This window comes from Paraburkholderia sp. Cpub6 (assembly GCF_014201065.1).
Lineage (GTDB): Bacteria > Pseudomonadota > Gammaproteobacteria > Burkholderiales > Burkholderiaceae > Paraburkholderia > Paraburkholderia tuberum.
In genome coordinates this window covers 64,079-84,699 of sequence record NZ_JACHDM010000024.1, presented here as the reverse complement: position 1 = coordinate 84,699, position 20,621 = coordinate 64,079, and the positions used below count along the sequence as shown (strand labels likewise).

The window sequence follows — 20,621 nt, the reverse complement described above, 5'->3', positions numbered from 1 at the left end:
CGGATTAGTCGTTTCGAAACGGGAAGTCTTCCCGAACTGGGAGTGGCAAAAATGGTGAGCCTCTTCGAGGCGGTTAGCCTTGAGCTACTTGCTCGTCCCATTGGCCATCGGCGAACGCTTCGGGACGCTATTGCCGAGCAAAGCGCACCCGTTTCAGAAATCCGACGGCGTGTCGGCAACGTCGTCCAAAGGTCAGTGACGGGTAGCGCCGGAACGACTCGTCTCCAAACGGCAAAACCACTCCCAACACGATTTGAATTTAGATACTTATACGCTCCAAATAAAACATATAAATTTATATATTTTTGAAGCTGATGCTCGATATTCTCTATTTATACCTTGATTTATGTGACTCCATTATTTAATCTTCGCCATCACTTCCCGATTGTGGGGGTTAAATGGAGATAAAGTTATTATGGCGATTTGTAATCCAATCGACGCGTCGTCCAGTATTCCTCTTGGCGTCATCATGCCGGCGGCAGAATATGCCGGTGTCGACCGACGAGTCCGTGGAATCGTTCTCGAACAGGTCGTAGGCTTTAACCCACTTCACTACGTCAAAGCGCGCCGTTCATTCTTCGACGTCAGCGTCATCCGTGGTCCCCAAATGTTCATGCTTTTGTTTACGCTTCAAATTGCGGATGCGCGTCTAATATGGCTAGCGGACCCGTGCGAACCGGCGGTTTGGGACGCTATCGACAGTTGGAATGCCAATAGCTCGGTCTCGATAGCTATGAGCCGAAAACAGACACATATGTTCGTTATTCCCTGTCCAACAACAAGCGACGAAACAATCAATCTGCTTCGTGGTTTGAAAGGGCAGCCGGGTTCTGACCTATTCACCCAGCAGGCTATCGAGGCGCTGAGCGGCGGATTGCTCGACGACTATGAGATTCCCGGTATACCGAAGGCTGCACGCTCAACTGCATGCTTGCTCCACACTGCCGTGGTAGACCGCGCGCTGAAACGTCAAGGCTATGAGGCAAGGTACGACTTGGACGCGAATACTTTTTGCGCGCACAAGTTGATGGCGACCGCTCACATTTCGGCTGCTTCCATGCACTAGCCTAGGCTCTTTCTGGAAACGTCTACGCACGATGGCAGCATTCACGTGGCGGTGCTGTAGCGGCGGAGAGACGTTATTGGGGCCGGTGCGGAGCGTGCAGGTGCACCTGCGGCAGTTGCGCCTATGGAAGCAGGGTTCGGCGACGCCGCTACCGGTGCAGAGCATGCTGCCGGGAAGAACGTGCCTGCGGTCATCGGATAGCGCAGCGTTTCCAACAACCGCGTCAAGGCCGGCGGAAGTCGCCTGGAGTCAATTCGAGTCACGTTACGCTGTGAGCGAGCAGCTTGCGTTCGGCAATAGCTCGTTCCGGCTATACGCCGACCACTCCTGATGGGAGCAAAGAGTTCCTGACGTCTAGGCCGGGAGGCCCATCCACACGTAGTTTTCGCTGGCCAGATTACTGGTCCCGTGTCGTCGTCGATTCCTCCTTCATCCGCGCAGTGGGCGCAGGTCAATAGCGAGACCGAATCCCACGGAGCGCGCGCGACCCGGTTCAAAGCACCACCTCATCACTGAAGGGCACGGCTGCGAGCCCCACGGCAGCGGACTGGGCGAAACACGCTGGGTTCTCGAGCACACCATTTCATGGCTCCGTAACTTCGACGACTGCGCATCCGTTTTGAACGTCTTGCATTCATCCATGAAGCCTTCATGAAAATCGCCTGCTGCATCGTAACGTTGGGGTATGAGCAGTGCATATTTTCGTGAGCTCGCTGACGGCCATGCCCCTCTGCCGCCTATTTCTTCCGCAAGCTTCGCGACGCGGCATTGAGAGGCGAGAACCGGATGCTCAGCCCCGATTTTTTCAGAACAGCGTGCGTTCAGGGCTTATATGGACCATTTCGCGGGTTAGGTTACGATCCGCAGGTGGTCGGGAAACGGGTTCCCTCCACGCGGCGCAACCGGATTCGGGATGGGTCCGGGATCTTCCGGGAAAGGACGCAGCCCATGCGGAGCTTTCGCCGACACAGACGTAATTTTGGCTCGTAGATGAGGCTCGAGGCTGCGCAATAATTGCTTCTGGTGTGTATTCTGAAGATAGCGTCAAGCGGTGAAACGTTTCTGAAACGTCGCCGATTTCTAACGCTGCCGCCAAGTGAAACGTCGAGGTGCCGAGAGGACCCCTTGGGAAGCTTGGCGAGCTTGCGCGGCATCGTGCGTTGGTGCCGCCTTCTGGTGAATCGGACGACCGATTGATTCGGAAACCCGGCGAAGATATTTCAGGCACGGAAGATGCTGGGCGACCGGCCGATCGGGTCATGGACGCGTGCTCATGAAAAAGACAGGTACACCAATGGACTGGATTGCGAGCCCGGTGGCCGACGCCAGCGTCGAGGCCGCCTGGGAGAGCTTGATCCAAGGTGGGAAACCGTCGACGGATGCGCTACGCGGAATCGTGGACGAGTCCTGGCACCGATGCCTGGACGGCCGCGTGGACCCAGATACGAGGCGCGCGCCGGCGCCGCTGGACGAAGGGCCGCTCTTCGACTTGCGCATCAGGAATGATCAACTGATGCGTGCCAGCGTACCGTTTATCCAGCAGACGCATGAGTTTCTTTCCCAGACAGGGACCATCCTCTTGCTTGCGGATCCGAATGGGATGATTCTCGAGCAGTCCGGCGATGCGCGCCTTCTCGAACCGGCGGGCGAGATTCACCTGGTTCCGGGTTGCACGTGGAACGAGCTCAGTTCGGGCACCAACGCGATCGGCACTACTCTGGCGGTGCGGCAGCCGGTGCAGATTCATGGATCCGAGCATTTCTGCGCAGGAATCAAACGGTGGACCTGTTCAGCGACAGTAATCCGTGATCCGGTTGACGGTTCGGTACTCGGCGTTCTCGACGTATCGGGACTCGCTCGCACCTATAACCGCCACAGTCTCGCGTTCATTGTCTCAATGGCAGGGCGTATCGAAGGCAGCCTCAGCAAGTTCGCTACGGAACGACGACTGCGGCTAATCGAGCGTTGCTGGACTTATTGCTCGGGACGCACGGACGGCGTGATTGTCGTGGACGATCGGGGGCGCCTCGTCAGGGCGAATCCGCAGGCGTCGGGCGCATTCGCTCGGCTAGGCATATCGGGCACGCTGGAAAGCGCTTTCCCCATCCCTGAGATCGCGCGTATCGCCGCGGGCGCGATGTCGCCGCAGGAAGCGGCGTGGCTGCGCCTCGCGCGAATTGAAACGGTCTCGGAAGGCAGCGAAATACTCGGCTTCATGCTGGTTGCGCCGGCCGTCGCCCGGCGCGCCGCCTCACTCTCACACTCGATAACGCCTGCGCCGGCGTTCTCCCGCCTTGTCGGCTCGAGCCTCGCGCTTCGTATGACGATCCAGAAAGCGACCCAACTTGCGAAAGCATCGGTCCCTGTGTTGCTCGTCGGTGAATCGGGTGTCGGCAAAGAGTTGTTTGCACAGGGTATCCACGACGCGAGCGACAGGGCCAACGGTCCCTTCATTGCGCTGAACTGCGGCGGGATGTCACGCGACCTTCTGACAAGCGAACTGTTTGGATACGCGGAAGGGGCGTTTACCGGTGCGTGTAAATCCGGCATGACCGGGAAAATCGAAGCTGCGGATCATGGCACCCTGTTTCTCGACGAGATAGGCGAAATGCCTCTCGACATCCAGCCATTTCTGCTGCGTGTATTGGAAGAAGGCGAGATATATCGACTAGGAGAGAACACGGCTCGGAAGGTAGACTTCCGCCTCATCGCCGCGACGAACCGTAATCTGCGTGCGGATGTCGCAGACGGCAAGTTCCGCATGGATCTGTACTACCGGCTCGCCGTGACGCATATCGAGATCCCGCCGCTGCGCGACCGCAAGCAAGACGTGGAAGAACTGATCGAACACTGGCTAGGTGTCTTGCTCGAACGGTACGGCATCATCGGCGCCGTGTTCGACGATGCGGCACGTGCCTGCTTGTTGAACTATTCATGGCCTGGCAACGTGCGTGAACTGCGAAATGCGATTGAGTGCGCGGTGCTCATGAGCAGGGATGGTGCGATCACCTTGAACGAGCTTCCACTAGAGGTACGCGCCTTCCCGGCTGTTCAGGGGGGCGGGCCGGGGATACCTCCGCTCGGCGTCGAGCCTCGCCAGCAGAATTTGGGCTCGCTTGAAATGGTAGAAGCAGAGGCGATCCGAACGGCGATCCAGCAATGCGAAGGTAACCTGACCCGCGCGGCAGCTCAGCTCGGGATAGCAAAGAGCACGCTGTATTTGAAGATGAGCAGGTACTCTTTAAAGCGCGAACCCGTTACGAGACGGCGCAGCATTCGATGACCGCAGGGCGGCAGCACTTGCGGCGGCTTGAATTCCGATCATTGTCGGGCCGAACAACTAACGGTCACGTTCTGCTCTCCAGGCGCGCGACAGTACCTTGCTGACCATCGAACAGTGAATTCGGCGGGAACGCGGCGCTAGCGCGACTTGCCATTGTCTTATCTTATCCGTGATGCCGCTGTCATAGCGCCCGGCTGCTTGCAGCTGCAGTTATTAACGCTCCTGGCGAGAAAGCTTTCGACGGGCGACCAGAATATCGTCGGTAAGTCCGTATCTCGCGACCTTCTGATACAGAGTACTCTTCGCGATCCCGAGCTGAGCTGCCGCCTCTGTGAGATTACCCCGATACTTCTGTATCGCTAGCCTTATCGATTCGGCTTCTGCCGCGTCAAGCGAAAGGACCTCGCCGGAAACTGGCTGGGAGGCTGTGGTATGTGACCTATCTTGGGCGCCTTCGAAAATAAAGGGCGTCTGAATCTCCGAGGGAAGGTCGCCAATCCTGATGACGCCGTCGCATGCCATCAGCACAGCGCCTTCAATCGCATTGCGCAGTTCGCGCACGTTGCCGGGCCACGCATAGTTCATCAAACACTCAAATGCCGTGTCTTCGATTACGACGTTACCTACCCCGAAGCGGTCACGGGAAATGCTTAACCAGTGTTCGAGCAGGTCCGGCAAGTCCGCCTTTCGCTCGCGTAGCGGGGGAATGGGGATATTGGTAACGGCTAGCCGATAGTAAAGGTCAGTGCGGAAGCTACCGTCAGCAATCTTCGCCCGCAAGTCGCGATTGGTTGCGGCGATCAATCGGAAATCAACCTTGCGAGCCATGTTCTCGCCCAGTCGCAGAACCTCGCCTTCTTCCAACACGCGTAGGAAATGCGGTTGTATGTCGAGCGGCATCTCTCCGACTTCGTCGAGAAACAGTGTGCCGCGATTCGCCGCCTCGATCTTTCCCATCATCCCTGATCGACGTGCGCCCGTAAATGCGCCTTCTGCATAACCAAAAAGCTCGCTGGTCAGCAGGTCCCGCGAAAAGCTGCCGCAGTTCAATGCCACAAAAGGCCCATTAGCCCTCGAGCTGCTCTGATGAATGCCCCGTGCGAACAGCTCTTTCCCCACACCCGTTTCTCCAAGGAGCAGAACCGGGACTGCAGCTTTCGCCAACTGCTGCGCTTTCTGGATAGCCGTGCACAAAGGAGAACTCGAGCCGATGATGCCGGAAAATGCCGGCGTCCGCTCCGATTCTACTGGCAATATCTGATCCGGGCGTAGGGGGGTAAGCCTGATGCTTGCCGAAGCAATCAGCATGAACCCGAGCGTATCCCCCCCTTCTTTGATACATTCGATTCGCGCCACGCGCAGCCACTCCGCCGACTGCGGCGGCACTGATCCCTCTGCAATTGCCGCGATGTCCGCAATCGGAAAGGCGCTTTCCAGCGAGCCTGAAACGCCGAGCCGGGCGAATGCGGCGCGCGCCTGCGCGTTGGTTTTAACGAGACGTCCGAATTCGTCGACTATTGCGACGCCGTCTGAGCGCTGGGAACAGTACGTAAGACTGTTTTCCAGCAGACGCAGATGACGCTCCAGCGTGAGCCGACCGAGTCGGCCCTCTATCCGTGAGGCGAGTGAGACAATGAATGGAAGACTGTGCCGACTGTAGGTTTGTGCAAGCCCTGAAACATCGACTCCGCCCAGCACAGTGCCGTCTTGCGGATCGCAGATAACGGTGGCGGCACATGTCCACCGCTTCATTGCCATGCAGAAATGCTCGGCGCTATGGATCTGCACCGGTTGCTGCAACGCAAGCGCGGTGCCAATCGCATTGGTCCCACCGGTGTGTTCCGTCCAGCTACATCCCGGTATCAAGCGTAGCTCGCCCAAGGGCCGAACGATGCGGGAGTCGCCCGCGAGCTCGAGAATTGTTCCGTTCGGGTCAGTCAGAACCAGAACGGTCTCAGTCCTGCACAGAAGCTCACGTGTTTGCCCGATAAGGGGTCCGATGGCATCTAATAGCCGGCTGTTCCTGACGCGCAGGTCATAAACCGCGTCTTCGTCGAGAGGCGGGGGACCGCTCTTCGCTTCGGGGTCCACGTGACCCTCTAGGCACCGATGCCAGGAAGCGTCAATGACTGCGCGTACAGCGCTGCTGGGTGGCTCGCGTCCCTCAATAATGCGTTCCCACGCCGACATGATGTTCGCATCGTGATCCGGACGGGAAAACCAATCTACTGATGTACTAGACCTTCTCATTACGCCTCCTGGCGGAGTCCTTCTCGGGGAGAGACCGTTCGCGTGTAAGCGCTTCTCGACGGCCGCAGCCCGACGCCGCGGCGCGGCCTGAATGGCTGGTGCGGGTGCCTAGATTCGAACGGATCTCTCGTCCGTCGTCGAACCAAGTCGCTTCATTCGACCGCTCTATGTCCGTAAGCACGGCTTTGGATTTATACGTTTAGATACGCCGAAGCCCACCGTTTGAATTCTATGCGTTTGGCGTCCGAAAATCGAACGCTCAGAGCGTGAGCGAGTCTGGAGCCCGAAAGCGGTGACAAAGATGCCTTTGAAATCAATGTTATGAAGCGACGTTGGCTACTTTGGCACAGTTGATGCATTTGGAGCGTTATACCGCCGCTCCTGTGATTCAGCTCGTCGCAACCCCGTCAAACATGACACGAGACGCTGCAGGAGCGATTACTACACAACGGAATGGAGCCGATGGCGACGCGGCGTCTCCAGACCGCTACAGCAGGAGGATATTGTGACTCATCAAAGATCTGAACTCAGGACCACCGACGCTCCGCCCCGGGCTTTGGTGGTCGACGATAACGCTTCAGTGCGTGAAGCCATATCGGAATTGCTGAGCTCCGTTGGCATCGTGGTTAAAGAGTTTCCGTCTGCCCAAGGTGTGTTGCAGCAGCTCGAGAATTTCAACAACAGTGAAATCGCGGACGCGAATTGTTTGATTCTGGATGTTCGCTTGCCCGGAATGGGAGGACTTGAGCTTCAACACCGCCTGCGTACCGCGCATTTTAACGTGCCAATAATTTTTATCTCTGCTCACGGTGACGTAAGGATGACGGTTGATGCGATGAAGGCCGGTGCTTTCGATTTTCTGAGCAAACCGTTCCGCAGTCAGGACATGCTGGAGTCTGTTGAAGCGGCCGTCGAATACGACTATCGGCGTAGAGAGATCGACCGCAGACAAAAAGAACTTCTTGCCCGGTATTTTTCCCTTACACCCAGAGAGCGAAACATATTGGCTCTTGTGGCCAAGGGATTGATGAACAAGCAGATTGCTTCCGAACTATGCCTCAGTGAAATAACCATCAAGGCAAACAGGTCACATCTGATGCGAAAAATGAAAGCAAAGTCGGTTGCGGAATTAGTTAGAATGGAGGCTTATTTGAGAGAGGTGGTTCAAAATCAAGAGAACCATGCGATCGTATACAGCGGGCATCTAGTCATTAACGATTCGTCGCTAGGCACGAATCGGGCCGTTTTAGAGCGAAACGGCATCCACCTTACCGCGTGCGCGAGACCTCGGAGCGATAGCGCTGAGTGAGATCCGACGCTGAAGTGTGTCGGGGCCTTGTCGCGCTTTTTCTTGCGCCAAATGTTGTCCTACTAAATCTGAATGCGGAGTAAGTGTTCTCGGCTAAATTCGATACCTAGGTATGTTGATCAGATTCCTATGTGGTATGTGGAAACTCTTATAGATAATTGATCTTCGCGCGCCTCTGTCTATCATTAGAGCGTAGGTAATGCATAGGTATCCGTTCTCGGAGGAGGATATTCCTGACTGTACCTTGAAGACTTATTTGTGTTTGTTTAATCGATGACGATGTGCTTTCATATCGAGGATATTTCCATGTCTTGCTCTTTGCACCGTTGGATTTACATTGGCTCAAACGCTTACGATGAATACGTTTTCGTGCCGTGGCTTAATAGAAATGTTTATCTTCGGACCGTCGATCTATGCCGTGTTTGCGTTCAATAAACGCGATCTCAGGTGTCCTCGACAACTCGGCGGCGCGCGTTCTGTATGTGCGTGTCGCCGCCGAATTAGCGATGAAAAATCGCCCAATGCAGCGTTCTGTTGTGAGCAATGGTTCTCATCGGACGTTCAATGCTATTCCCCAAAATACTTCGCCAGACGGGTTCTACGACTAACGGCGCGGCTGGTGACGCCGAAATCAGTCAAGTTCGCGCGGAGCAGGGCGGACCACATCGTCTTGTTTTGATTGTTACGGGATCCGCCCCGGGACAAATGGCTAGCCGCGCGCCTGTGCGAAGACAGCCAGTTGCTATTGGATCCGACCGAGCCCGGGAGCGTGTTGGTCATGATTTTGCGGCGGCATGGTCGGCGAATGTCCGATGCAACAAAGAATGTCGATGGACGACGGTATGTCCGTCGCCATGACCTGGTGCGATTCGATGAAATCGTCCTCAACCATCAAGGCAAAAGGCGGTTTCTGCAAGATAACCGCACAGTGCCAGTTCGGCAGTCTGTACTATCCCGCTGTAACCGCAACAGTCAGTCATCCCACATCCTTCGGAAGTCGGGTTGTCTTTCACTATGTACGGTCGCTCACCGTCCGTGAACCGAGCGGCCTGTGGCGACTGCCTCGAGCAATCTAATCCCTTGTTGACTGGTTCACCGCGTCCGCGGTGAGGTCGTCCTGCGTCCAGGACGTGGATTCCCTATGGGTCTCCGCCGTTGGGGTTAGAACATGCACCCTGAAACTATCGGCATGCCGCGCCGGCTCGCATCGTTGCGTGCGCGCTTGCCCGTCGTCGCGCTGCTTGTCGCGAGCGCCGCTGCGCACGCTCAGAACGCGCCTTTCACGCTTGAGGCGGCATTGCAGTCCGCAACTGACCGTTCGGCTGCGATGCAGGCAGCGCAGGCATCGGAACGCGCCAGCTCGGGAGCCGCTGTCAAGGCTGGGCAGTTACCAGACCCGACGCTCAAGGCTGGTATCGACAACCTGCCCATCACCGGGCCGCAAAAATTCACAATCGGCCAGGACTTTATGACGATGCGCCGCGTTGGCGTCGAGCAGGAATGGGTCTCGGGTGAGAAGCGACAACTGCGCTCAACATTGGCCAATCAGATGGTCGGTCGTGAACACGATGGCTATCTGCTGCAACTCGCCAACGTCCGGCAGCAAACCGCAGGTGCATGGCTGAACGCCATCTATGCAAAGAAGGCGGTTTCGTTGCAGCAGAAACTGCTGGACCACATGAACAACGAACTCTCTGCGACGAAAGCCTCCTACCGCGGTGCGAAGGCGACGGCCGCAGATGTCGTGCAGGGCCACGCGATGCTCGCACAGACGCGGGACCAGGTGCTCAAGGCCGAGCAGATGTACAAGACTGCCCTCATTGGTTGACCTGGCTCAGGGCTATTTTTACGCGCGAACGATGCCCCTTAGCCTTCTGTTAACTTTTTTAGCGGCTGGCGGGGAGTCGCTGCGGATGAGAAAGAAAAAGCGCTGGAAGTTGCGCTAGCGCTGAGGAGGCGGCACTCGGAACGGAAGGATCGCGTGATGCGCTCGTTATGCGCGTTGTGAGCGCAACAGCGCTGCCAACGCCGTTCTCAGCCCATCACTCATGTTCGTGTCCGCCGACCGCTGCGGGATCGCCTCGATTACTGCGGGCGTCACGGCCGTGAGGTCGAGACCGGGACGCTTCGTCGCCGCGATACGCGCGTAGTCGAACAGTTGTTGCCGGTGGCGCCAGGTGTCGAGCCGAACTGGCTGAGCCGCGCCGATCAGCAGGGAGATCGGCGCTTCTTTTCCGCCGCGCTCGCCCAAGCGTCGCAGCGTATCGACGGTGTAGGTTGGACTGTCGTGCTCCGTGGCGACGCTCACCGTCACGTCCAGCAGCGTCAGCGACCCGGCGGTTGCGCGGGTCATGGCGAGCCGGTGCGCGGCCGCCGACACATGTGCTTTCCGCCACCGCTGGTCGGCCGGCATCAGCACGAGTTCGGTCAGATCGAGTGCATGCCGCCGAGTATGCCGACGCGGCGGCGCAAAATGCCCGTTTCACAGCGACGGATTGAGCGGTTCGCATTCAGTTGTGGTCTATTTCCCTGGCGCTTGGAGCGAGGGCAGCGCGACGGAGGGCGTCAGACCCACTCGCGCGGCACGAGAAAGTCGCTGTACAGGCGCGCTTCCGGCGTACCCTGCTCGGGCTGCCAGTCGTAGCGCCATTTCACGACAGGCGGCATCGACAACAGGATCGATTCCGTGCGGCCACCGCTTTGCAGCCCAAACAGCGTGCCACGGTCGAACACCAAATTGAATTCGACGTAGCGGCCGCGCCGGTAAGCCTGAAATTCGCGCTGGGCTTCGCCGTACGGCGTCTCGCGGCGTTTTGCGATGATGGGCAGATATGCGTCCAGGAACGCATCGCCGACGCTCTTGACCATCGCAAACGACTGCTCGAAGCCGGGCTCCGCGAAATCGTCGAAGAAAATCCCGCCGATGCCGCGCGGTTCGTTGCGATGCTTCAGGAAGAAATAGTCGTCGCACCAGCGCTTGAAACGGGGGTAGAGATCGGCGCCGTACGGTTGCAACGCATCGCGGCAGACGCGGTGGAAATGCTGGGCGTCTTCCTCGAAGCCGTAATAGGGCGTCAAATCCATGCCGCCGCCGAACCAGAACACGGGCGCTTCGCCCGCTTTGGTCGCGACGAGGAGGCGCACGTTCATGTGAACGGTCGGGCAGAACGGGTTGCGCGGATGCAGCACCAGCGACACGCCCATGGCCTCGAAACCCCGGCCCGCCAGTTGCGGGCGCAGCGCGCTCGCCGAGCCGGGCAGCGCGTCGCCTTGTACGTCCGAGAAGCCAATGCCCGCGCGTTCGAAGAACGCGCCATCTTCCAGAATGCGCGTGCAGCCGCCGCCGCGCAGGTTCTCGTCGGGCGCGCGGTGCCAACTGTCGGTGGCTAGCGGCGTGCCGTCAAACGCACCGAGCGCGTCGGCGATCCTTGTCTGAAAGTCTTGCAGCCAGGTGCGGACAGTCTGGATGTCGTGAGCGTCGTGAATCGAATCGGTCATGATATGTGGGGCGCGGCAAGTGCGGGATGCCAGCGCGGTCGAGACTTAAGGGGAGGGATTGACGTTATGTGTGCGTGTGCGGTTCGCGGCTAAAAAGTCTGCCGGCTGACCCAAGTGTAGCCTTGGGCGGGCGGGGGCGCATAGGCTCCCAAGGACAGTACCAGCAGACCTGCGGCCGCGTTCTCCAACTACCAACAATATGCATTCGAAGTATTCCCACGATGCCATGGATACTGGCGGGCGGGCGCTGAAGTGATTGGGATGCAGCGCGCGCCCCTCTCTTGGACAGTAGAACCGGTGCGCCTTGCAAGCCAGAAACCGACGTCTATCGTCCCGTGCGCCAGTCCTCGAACGCCTCAAAATGCTTCAGATTCGGCTCATGGATCCGCTAGCAAGCAGCACGCAAGGATCGGTTCGCGGCGTCAGAATCGTTACCTGGCGCTTCGCGCGCGTGACGCTGATGCGAAGCGACTGACGGGCCTTCTCATCAATATTTTCTCGTAAATTGAGGCGCACAACTCTGTCGCCATTGAGGGGCGGCAGTCCCTTACGGCTCACCGGCCATCCTTCGAAGATGATCACTTCGTCGAACTGCTTTCCCTTGGCCTTGCCCATGTTCATTACGATGATGCCCGACTCGGGTTTTGCGTCAGTTGAGAAATGCTGTCGAATGAAGGCCTCCCTCGCGATATCGAGGGCGTTACGGTATCCGCCATTGTTCCTCCAGTCTTGCGACAGGGTCTGATGCAACTGGGTGCCATGCTGGAGTAGGCAAATACTCCTTACGTCTTCGGCCACTTCACGCAGGCGCTTACAGGCGCCTTCCGCTAGTACGCGTCTGATCGCACGCCAGTCAGCGTCGGGGTCACCCGTCAGTTGCAGTGAACGAACCTGGTCATACACTGCCAGAACGCTAACGATGATGCTGTTCTTGCGAATCAGCTTGCCGCTAGCCTGCGCGACGAACAGTTCCTCATATCCCTTGCGTAAGCGTGCGGCTTCTTTGAAGGATTCGTGTCTCGGCTCGTCACCTCCTTTGCCGAGGTAATAGTGGCTAAGTAGATCGATAAACCGTGCAAAGTGACGGGGACTTGAAGCAGGCTGCATCAGTAGCGCGATGACGTCTGCCGCAAGAATGGCGGCTTCCATCTCGACTACCGCGGTGTGCGAGATCTCGGGCATCCCAGCCGCAGGCAGACGCAGAGCATCTGAGACAAGCTGCGTCATCTTGTTTGTGGGAACCAGAATTGCCAGTGACCAGTCCGTGGTTCCTCGGTTTACGAGGCGCTGCCGCGCGGCGTAGGTAGCTGCTACGAGCATTGCCGTAGCCGGAGCCATGTACGGCTCGAAATACCGGACCGTGACGCCTTCGTAGATTTTCTGGCAGATTCTCCCGGTCAGGAGGTCGTCACCATACGTACCGATCTCCGTACCACTGCTGCGATGATTATCGGCCATCAGGTCGACATTAACTGGATTGAAAACTTTCCGGAACTGATCAAGGCGGCCCGAACCCGCGCCGATCCAGTCGTAGATTCGCTGCGCGGGATCGCCAAGTGCTATGAGTCGGGAATGCCGGCCGAGAGCCCGTACTACCCGCCATTGGGCACTGTTTGTGTCCTGGAATTCATCAAGGATGACGACAGGGTACATGTCGGCTACGAGGCGAGACACGCGTTCGCTCCCACACAGGATGTCACCGGCATACGTTGCAAACAGATCAAAGCAGACGTGTCCTTCGTCCATTGCCAGACGTGCGCGCTCTCGCTCTTCAGCGAGGCATTTCGCCTCTATTTGTCCATCTGTCAGCTTTCTTCCCGGAAACCGCGCACGGGTGTCTGCGAGCGCAATGGCTTCTGCAGGTGGAGTGAGAACACCGATTCGTCTTGGTAAGCCGATGAGATGCCCGTGAGTCTTCAGAATACGCCAGAAGAATGAATGGTACGTCTCGAAGTCGAGGCGACGCTTCTCTTCCATAGCCATCTTCTGTTCGCGTTCGATGGCCTCTTCAACGCGCACGAGAGATGCCCGCGAAAAACTGACAAACAGGATCTTCTGTCCTGCCGCCAGTTCGCTCCCGGCGACCTTTGCGGCTTTCAGGATCGAAACAGTTGTCTTGCCTGATCCCGGACCGCCAACCACCAGCAGATGGCCGTCGGCACGCATGACATCCCGTTGGCCTTTAGTAAGATGCATTAACGTTCGCCTCGGGAATCTCGCCCGCTTTTTCTTCGTGCATCAGGAGATGTTCAACCTAAGATTTTATTTTTTCGCCTCGTTATCGATGGTACCGGGAATGAACTTATGAGAGCACGTATATTACGCAGTGCATTTTGGACGTGCACCGCATGATACGGCGGTGCACGACTTGAAACGGTAGCGAGGCGTGGCGGTCGCGATGGGAGAGTGCCCGCCGGTATGCGCTTCTGATGCGGTCCGGCCAGTCGGTCACTGCAGATATCGGGGCTACTTGGTGTATTCGTTACGCCGTAACGAATTATTGCGGGGATCCCTATTGTGTCTTTTTTGCAGCGACCAGATAGTGGCAACTGCCTGAAGCAAAGTGCTTCCGGGGCCGCTATCCCCTACTTGAAGAAGTCATTGCTTTCGATGTGCTGAGCGACGTACTTGAGCTTGAAGCGGGGATGCGCGCCGCAGCCCTTGCACGGTGGAAATCTCTTCCCAAACACGCAAGTGACGTCATGCGCCTGCGTGTGTTGATTGTCGTGCGTGACTGTGTAGATTCCTGAATGAGGCACTGTATCACCTGGTTTGAAGATGTCCCCGATTTTTGCCATATATGTCTCCTTCTAAAAGCGGTGTACTTATTCGCAGATTGTGGCCATCAATGAAGGTTATAAAAAGATGGTGTATTCCTTCCAGGGAATACGATCCGCGTCTATAGACGCAAGGAATCGAACCAGATCATTTCGACCCTGATACTCGAATCTACCGCGGGAGTCGTGTGCCGCAAGCACAAGCGGCAGTCTTGGAAAGAGTGGCTGGAAAGCTTTCCGAGCCTCGGTCGCGCTCATTGCCGTCTGAAGAGCAGACGCCTGAACCATCACAATGGCGAATGTGATCCCCTGTTCCTTGATGACCGCCCCGTTTATTTTCATTTGATCCCTCGATTTACTTTTGAATCGAAACGGCGAGCAAAGTCTGCGTCGTAGAAAGTTCTTTTTTAACTGGCGTAAACCCTTGGCGTGGAATCGGCATGATCGTTACTGCGTAACGCTCTTCCTTCTTCTTCCCGACGCGTCATGTTCGCGTTGGCCTTGCATGGCGGTTCGTTAGGAGGTGTCAGGAATTTCGTGTGCTGAGGTCGGTTAAAAATCTCAGCTGATGGCGGCGGTGAATCGCTCGCCGAACAGAATGGCGAACTGATTGACTGCTTGCCGCCAGGTGATAGGTGGCATCTTCCAATCCTTTTCGATGTTGCGCAAGGCCAGGAACAGCAGCTTGCTGGCGGCTTCGTCGCTGGGGAAGTGACCGCGGTTCTTGACGATCTTACGCAACTGCATGTGCATGCTCTCGATCGCGTTGGTCGTGTATATGATTTTGCGTACCTCCGGCGGATAGGCGAAGAACGGAATGACTTGCTCCCATTGGCGCTGCCACATCGCGGCGACCGTTGGGAATTTCTTGCCCCATTCGCTTTGCGAGAAGGCTTGCAGCGCCGCCTCAGCGGCTTCGGCGGTGGCGGCCTGATAGATCGGCTTGAGCGCCGCTGCCAGCGGCTTACGGTCCTTCCAGCTCGCCAGATTCAGCGAATTGCGGATCAGATGCACGATGCAGGTCTGGATCTGGGCGGCCGGGTACACCGCTTCGATCGCCTCGGGGAAGCCGCGTAAGCCGTCGACGACGGCGATCAGAATGTCGTGCAAACCGCGGTTCTTCAGTTCGTTGAAGACCTTCAGCCAGAACTTGGCACCTTCGGTTTGCTCAATCCACAAACCCAGCACTTCCTTGCGCCCGTCGGCCCGAATGCCCAGCGCGAGGTACACCGCCTTGTTCCTGACCGTGCCTTCGTCGCGGATCTTCAGTCGAAGTGCGTCGAAATACACGATCGGATACATCGCCTCCAGCGGGCGTTGCTGCCACTGTTCGACTTCGGCCAGCACCTCGTCGGTGACGGTCGAAATCAGATCGGGCGACACCTGCAGGCCATATAGCTCCAGCAAATGGCCCTGGATCTCGCGCACGCTCATGCCGCGCGCGTACATGCTGATGACGTGATCGTCAAAGCCGGGCAGCCGGCGCTGATACTTGCCCACCAGTTGCGGCTCGAACGTCGCCTGCCGGTCGCGCGGAATGTCCAGGTTGAGTTCGCCGTTGGGCGTGATCACCGTCTTGCGGCTCGTGCCGTTGCGGTGGTTGCCGGCCTTGCCTTGCTCGGCCTCGTTCTCCAGGTGATGCGTGAGCTCCGCCGTCAGCATGCGCTCAGCCAATTGCTTCTTGAGTTGCCCGGCTAGGCCCGATTCGCCCAGCACCGACTCGGCGTCCTTGTTCTGAATCTGCGCCAGCAGTTGATCGATCAGTTCATCGGGGAACAGCTTCGGCGCCTTCGGGTTCTTGCTCTTCTTGGTCACAGTTGCTTCGGTCATAGGACGTAATTTCCGTTATCGTCTCATGACCTCGGCACACTAAAATTCTGACAGGCTCGTTCGTTATCAACATCCCCGGCGACCTGAGCCAGCTTCAGCGAGCTTAACAAGCCGGGGATGAAAGGCGGTTGTTGACAGCGAAGCATCAATATCGCAATTTTTTCGAAGGATTTGAAGGTGTGCCTATACGGAGAATTGACCGTGTCGGCCCATGACCTTCTCGACCCGCGTACTGCGCTTCAGTCTCAAAGACAAGCATGCCACGCTCTTGCGCGAGCTTGCACGCGAGGTGAACTTTGTGTGGAATTTCGTCAACGAACTTTCGCTGAAGGCGTACGGTAGATGCCACAACCGCTTGGGGACTCCTTCGAGTGATGTCCATATAATCGGTCGACTTATAAATTTCCGGGATCACTTCGCGAAGAGTCTGTTGTTGCTCCTCAGTGAGACGACCGCCAGTCAATAGCTCCCCCGATAGCCACAGAGGTTGTTGTAGCTCCATCATCCGTCCCGATTCGATGATGCCAATCACCAGTGTTACGAGCCTTTTGAATTCGGTGGATTCGCTGCTTTCAGGTAGTTTCATCCATCTATGCACAGCGATTGCGGCTTGACTAACTGAAATCGAATTTCCGCCCCGAAGGGCGATGGCAATATCTCTCGCCACTGCAGTAGCGGCTTCCGAATAGACCTCTAAGGCACCCGGGTGTACATCTCGAAGACAGCAGCTCGGCCATTGCAGACATCCACCCCGGTTGAGTCGAACGTTTACAGATTGGCCAGATGCTGATGTTGGCAGTGTCGTGCGACGGACCTACTTGCACTCCATGGACACCCGGCAAGCAAACGCGAACGCGAAGCGAGCGAAGTAGTCAACAAGGCGTGCCATCAAGGGCGGGCTCCTGCGCGATTTCGCTGCATGCATTCTGTCGCCTGGCAGATCGCAGCCGACTATTCAGCGAAATGGACACGCTGCAGCGCAGCCGGAGCGCGCTGATCCGTTTTTCTAGGCCTGCTTGAAAGCCGCCGAACGTTCGAGAAGCTCCCGACGGCGGCGATCGGTGTCGTCATTGAGTTTCTTTCGGGTCGCGAAGAACACTCTCGCCGTCTCGATGTCTGCTCGCAGCTCATCCGGTGTCGGCGGGGTCGCGTCGGCATCCGCCGCGGTGTCATGCGCAGCGAAGTGGGAGCAGCGCGCCATCGCCTCGTGGAGCGCCACATATTCCTCGTCACTCAGCGTCACGGCCCGGAGCCGTTGTGTCGACACGCCGGGCCGAAAGCGCACCACCGTCTCGCACAGAATCGTCTCCTCCACCCCGCGCTCCCAAGTCTCGCGCAACCGTCCATATCCAGTCCGGACAAGATTCTCGCTGCGATCGACTTCTCCGGCATCGAGAAGGCCATCGGCCTCCGTCGCCATCTTCTTGATGCGCTCCAAGCGTTCGCCAACCTTGATCCCGGCAAAGGGGAGCTCAGGAAAAACCAGTCCCGCGCGCTGCTTGACACGCCGCACGCTCATCGCGCTCGCCTCAACTTTTTGGGCGCTGGCCTCATCGGCCAAATGAAGCGCGAAAGGCAAGTCGTGAGTGAACACAATCACCTGCCGGCTCGACGCTTCTTGAACGAGCCGGCGCGCAACCTTTTCGCGATGCGCGTGATCGAGCGACGACATGGGATCGTCGAAGATGATTGCCCCATGCCCCTCCACCAGCGAGACTTCCGCCATGAAAGTGGCAAGCGCAAGCGCGCGCTGCTCGCCCTCGCTGAGGACTTCGCCCACCCGCTCGCCACCAGAAGTGTCAAGCTTCACCTGCTGCTTGGCCTTTCCCCTTTCCATTCGCGTGGTGCTGCGGATCGGCACATGGCCGACGCCCAGCGCGGCGCACTCACGGGCGAAAGCCGCTTCTGCGTCGGCGGACAACGCCTCGGCGTGAAGCGCGCTCATCTTTCTCGAAACGGGAGTCGAATCCGCCGCTCGATGAGCGGCTTGGAGCTTTTTCTTCAACGCTAGGTCGTCCGCGATCTGGATGATCTGCGCGAGCCTTCCCAAGAGGGCTTGCCGCGACTTCAAGTCGGCGAGCGCTTGCTCGCTCCTTTTGCGCCCGTCCGCCGCCGCGAGCTTCTCAAAGCGCGCGGCCTCTTCTTCGATGGCGCGAGACAAATCACGGAGCGCAGTGGAATGCAAAACGATCGCCGGCGCCGCGGCGTCGAAACGCTTGGCCGCCCAAGCTTCGGCGAGCGCGGCCTGCCTGCTCGACAAGCTGTCGCCCGCTTGTTGCAGGGCTTCGCGCGCGCCTGGCTTAGCCTGCTCAATCTCGTTCACAAGTGCATGGTCTGCCAGCAGGGCGGCCGGATCAACCGAGGCGATGAAGGAAAAGGCGGCGCTGGCTTTGATCCTAGCGGCCTCCGCGAGCTTTTGCGCCTCTTGCTCGACAAACGTCTCGAAGCGTCGCATGCGCTCTGCAGCGGCGGCCGCGAGATCTTGCTGGCACAGCACGCACCGGCTGCCATCAACGTGCGGAAAATGATATTCCGGGTAGGCCAACGTCGTTGAATAATGCCGTGCGGCGCTCAGCAGCGCGCGCCAAGGATCTGACCCGGTTCCCGGCAACAGGCCGCCCTCCGCAGCAAAAGCGTCCGCCGCGAGCCGGGCTGCCGTTTCAGCGGCGACAACCGCCGCTCCATGCCCAATCGCGGCTACCGCCTTTTCATCGGATAGCGCCGCTTCGCACCGCTCCCACCGGGTCGCCAGACCTTCAATGCGCGCCTTTTTGCCGCGAAGATCGGCCGCGCGCGCGGCGGGATTCGCCTCGGCAAGCTCCTCCGCTAATCTTTGGATTTCCGCGACATCCGCTTCCGACAGCGTGGCGAGTGCCGCGAGCTCCTTTCGATACGCCGGAAGGTGTGAGCGTTTTTCGAATGCCGCGAGCGAGCGGCCTGTCGCATGCTCGCCCAGAAGGTCGGCGAAGGAAGCGGCCGACGCGTGAATGCTGTTGATTTCCAGTTCGAGCCGGGCGCGAAGCGTGCCGCACAAGGTCGCGAGCTTTGCGAGAACGTCGAGGCCGCGCGGCGTGTATGCAACCTCGCCCTCCGCGTCGGTGAAGGCGCGTGCGCATTGGCTGTCGAACACGGCGACCGTCGCCAGCTCCGCAGGGGCCGGCGAGCCTTGTCGCCAAACCAGCGTTTCAGGGCCGGCGGCGCCCTCACGCTGAACAAGGATTTCAGCGGTCGGATTCGCTCCCGCCGCATCAGCGAAAACGTCGCCCAAGATGAGCCCGCCCGTCGCCCTCGCTCGGCACGCCTTGCGCAACACGCGCGAGTATCCCGATTTGCCTGCCCCGTTGTTTCCGTAGACGACCGTCACGCCGATCGGCGAAAACAGGATCGACTGGTCTGCGGCGATGGCGTTGACCCCACGCAGCCTGCGCAGCGCCAAGAGGGTGATCGGTTTCGAGGCCGCGTCGCCGGCCGGCAGCAGATCGCGAGTCAGGGGCTGTGCGACATGGCTGGCCGAATCATCGATGCCGGCGTGCGCTTTCGCCAAGGCGAGGATCTCGCCGATCTCGGCGTCGTCAATTCGGCCGTTTATGACCAAACGGCGGGCGGCGTCAGAGAGCCACGGTTGTTGTGTCTCGATCCAGTCGGCGATGCGCGCGAAAATCATGAGCCATGTCTCTCGTGTATTTTACTGCCCGGAGTATAGCTTTTGCAGCGTGCGCCATCCGCGAGGTGAGAGCTTTCTTATGGTTTTTTCCACGACATAGCCGATAGCTCAATGCGCCGCTCTCCCTCGGACTGATCCATTTTGCATACGCCTGACGCATTTCCGTTTAGAGCGCGCCGCCTTTTTGCGCTTCGGAGCAGGCTCCAAACTGGGAACCTCGGAAGCAGCCGCGCCCAAATCTCCTTGTTCCATCAGTTGCGCGATTTCGCTCAGTTTCACGGCCACGGGGCGCGCCAATCGGCATAGCTTGTCCATGCCCTCCAACTTGCGACGCGCATGACCGACTATTCGGATTTGAGATCAGCCTTCGCGTTGCAACAGAACATACGTCCGGCGATAGCAGCGGGATAGGTCAGCCGTGTGAGGTCAGCAGGTCAAGAGGTCCCATTCACGCTCGACCAGCTTTCCGCACTCGCACTCGCGGACGACCACGAACGCAGAAGCAGAACTTGTTCGATGCATACGAGTGGCAGCGTCAGCAGCAACTACCTGTAGAAGCTAATTGCCTGCCTTGAATCAAGGTAGCGCCGGCCTAGCCCCAGATATCACTATTGAAAATTTCAATTTGCTCGTGAGGTCAGCGATCGTATCGCCGGCACGGCGCGGGGATTCTTCGCGCTGACGAATGACTACTTCCATAGAAGGCATCCAGTATCCTTCCGCGATGATGGAAAGGTCAGCAATTGTTCGAGTTCCAGACGTTGAGTGTACTTAGTCTCAACGTCAGCAAAGGCCGACAAGTACGCCTAGAGTATCCCGCACGTTTTGGAGAAGACCAGCCGTTCGAGTGGCCGCTGTACGGCTTGGGTGAGCGGCAGATTGTGGCAAGTGCGCGTGGGCTTGCTGTAAAGCTGCCTGAAATCTCCAACGGTAGCTTTTGGGCG

At 58.2% G+C, this 20,621-nt stretch carries 11 protein-coding genes and 2 pseudogenes; 5 read left to right on the top strand and 8 right to left on the bottom strand.

Annotated features, from left to right (window positions below; translation table 11 throughout):
* The first annotated feature begins 415 nt into the window (after positions 1-415).
* The 3 genes and pseudogenes from HDG33_RS29300 to HDG33_RS29290 all read left to right on the top strand — a co-directional run bounded on the left by HDG33_RS29300 (position 416) and on the right by HDG33_RS29290 (position 4,349).
* Positions 416-1,066, top strand: a complete 651-nt coding sequence (locus HDG33_RS29300) for a hypothetical protein (protein ID WP_184037474.1) — start codon at positions 416-418, stop codon at positions 1,064-1,066.
* Positions 1,067-1,467: 401 nt separating this feature from the next.
* A pseudogene (locus HDG33_RS29295) lies at positions 1,468-1,774 on the top strand (hypothetical protein); the annotation flags it as partial.
* Between the two features lie 565 nt (positions 1,775-2,339).
* Complete coding sequence (locus tag HDG33_RS29290) at positions 2,340-4,349, top strand: sigma-54-dependent Fis family transcriptional regulator (protein WP_260330618.1); 2,010 nt, start codon at positions 2,340-2,342, stop codon at positions 4,347-4,349.
* A 213-nt stretch (positions 4,350-4,562) separates the two neighbouring features.
* Here the strand turns inward: HDG33_RS29290 and HDG33_RS29285 are convergent, their stop codons facing one another.
* Positions 4,563-6,440 (bottom strand): sigma-54-dependent Fis family transcriptional regulator, encoded by a 1,878-nt coding sequence (locus HDG33_RS29285; protein ID WP_311548392.1) that lies wholly within the window; start codon positions 6,438-6,440, stop codon positions 4,563-4,565.
* 664 nt (positions 6,441-7,104) lie between these two features.
* Between HDG33_RS29285 and HDG33_RS29280 the strand changes: the two genes are divergently transcribed.
* Together HDG33_RS29280 and HDG33_RS29275 are read left to right on the top strand one after the other, a co-directional pair.
* Positions 7,105-7,908: a response regulator transcription factor gene (locus HDG33_RS29280; protein WP_184037471.1), complete on the top strand. Its 804-nt coding sequence runs from the start codon at positions 7,105-7,107 to the stop codon at positions 7,906-7,908.
* 1,168 nt (positions 7,909-9,076) lie between these two features.
* A pseudogene (locus tag HDG33_RS29275) lies at positions 9,077-9,733 on the top strand (TolC family protein); the annotation flags it as partial.
* Between the two features lie 168 nt (positions 9,734-9,901).
* On the opposite strand, the gene HDG33_RS29270 reads toward HDG33_RS29275, so the two are convergent.
* From HDG33_RS29270 to HDG33_RS29240, 7 genes are all read right to left on the bottom strand, one after another.
* Positions 9,902-10,321, bottom strand: a complete 420-nt coding sequence (locus tag HDG33_RS29270; RefSeq protein WP_184037468.1) for a hypothetical protein — start codon at positions 10,319-10,321, stop codon at positions 9,902-9,904.
* A gap of 152 nt (positions 10,322-10,473) precedes the next feature.
* Complete coding sequence (gene hemF / locus HDG33_RS29265; RefSeq protein ID WP_184037465.1) at positions 10,474-11,406, bottom strand: oxygen-dependent coproporphyrinogen oxidase; 933 nt, start codon at positions 11,404-11,406, stop codon at positions 10,474-10,476.
* A 366-nt stretch (positions 11,407-11,772) separates the two neighbouring features.
* The gene (locus HDG33_RS29260; protein ID WP_184037462.1) at positions 11,773-13,602 is read right to left on the bottom strand and encodes a UvrD-helicase domain-containing protein; all 1,830 of its coding nucleotides are present in this window, start codon (positions 13,600-13,602) and stop codon (positions 11,773-11,775) included.
* A 389-nt stretch (positions 13,603-13,991) separates the two neighbouring features.
* Positions 13,992-14,204 carry a hypothetical protein gene (locus HDG33_RS29255; protein ID WP_184037459.1) on the bottom strand — a complete coding sequence of 71 codons (213 nt, stop codon included), beginning with the start codon at positions 14,202-14,204 and terminating at the stop codon, positions 13,992-13,994.
* 540 nt (positions 14,205-14,744) lie between these two features.
* On the bottom strand, positions 14,745-16,013 hold the full coding sequence (locus tag HDG33_RS29250; RefSeq protein WP_221311575.1) for an IS256 family transposase: 1,269 nt from the start codon (positions 16,011-16,013) through the stop codon (positions 14,745-14,747).
* 145 nt (positions 16,014-16,158) lie between these two features.
* Entirely contained in the window at positions 16,159-16,599 is a 441-nt protein-coding gene (locus HDG33_RS29245; protein ID WP_184037456.1) for a hypothetical protein, read from the bottom strand.
* A 420-nt stretch (positions 16,600-17,019) separates the two neighbouring features.
* Positions 17,020-19,677 (bottom strand): AAA family ATPase, encoded by a 2,658-nt coding sequence (locus tag HDG33_RS29240; RefSeq protein WP_184037453.1) that lies wholly within the window; start codon positions 19,675-19,677, stop codon positions 17,020-17,022.
* Positions 19,678-20,621: the final 944 nt, after the last annotated feature.

Excerpts from the sequence above, each read along its gene's own strand:
- HDG33_RS29255 (WP_184037459.1), bottom strand. The coding sequence starts at position 14,204 with ATGGCAAAAATCGGGGACATCTTCAAACCAGGTGATACAGTGCCTCAT.
- HDG33_RS29250 (WP_221311575.1), bottom strand. The coding sequence starts at position 16,013 with ATGACCGAAGCAACTGTGACCAAGAAGAGCAAGAACCCGAAGGCGCCG.
- HDG33_RS29270 (WP_184037468.1), bottom strand. The coding sequence starts at position 10,321 with ATGCCGGCCGACCAGCGGTGGCGGAAAGCACATGTGTCGGCGGCCGCG.
- HDG33_RS29240 (WP_184037453.1), bottom strand. The coding sequence starts at position 19,677 with ATGATTTTCGCGCGCATCGCCGACTGGATCGAGACACAACAACCGTGG.
- HDG33_RS29245 (WP_184037456.1), bottom strand. The coding sequence starts at position 16,599 with ATGAAACTACCTGAAAGCAGCGAATCCACCGAATTCAAAAGGCTCGTA.
- HDG33_RS29300 (WP_184037474.1), top strand. The coding sequence starts at position 416 with ATGGCGATTTGTAATCCAATCGACGCGTCGTCCAGTATTCCTCTTGGC.
- HDG33_RS29260 (WP_184037462.1), bottom strand. The coding sequence starts at position 13,602 with ATGCATCTTACTAAAGGCCAACGGGATGTCATGCGTGCCGACGGCCAT.
- HDG33_RS29290 (WP_260330618.1), top strand. The coding sequence starts at position 2,340 with ATGAAAAAGACAGGTACACCAATGGACTGGATTGCGAGCCCGGTGGCC.
- hemF (WP_184037465.1), bottom strand. The coding sequence starts at position 11,406 with ATGACCGATTCGATTCACGACGCTCACGACATCCAGACTGTCCGCACC.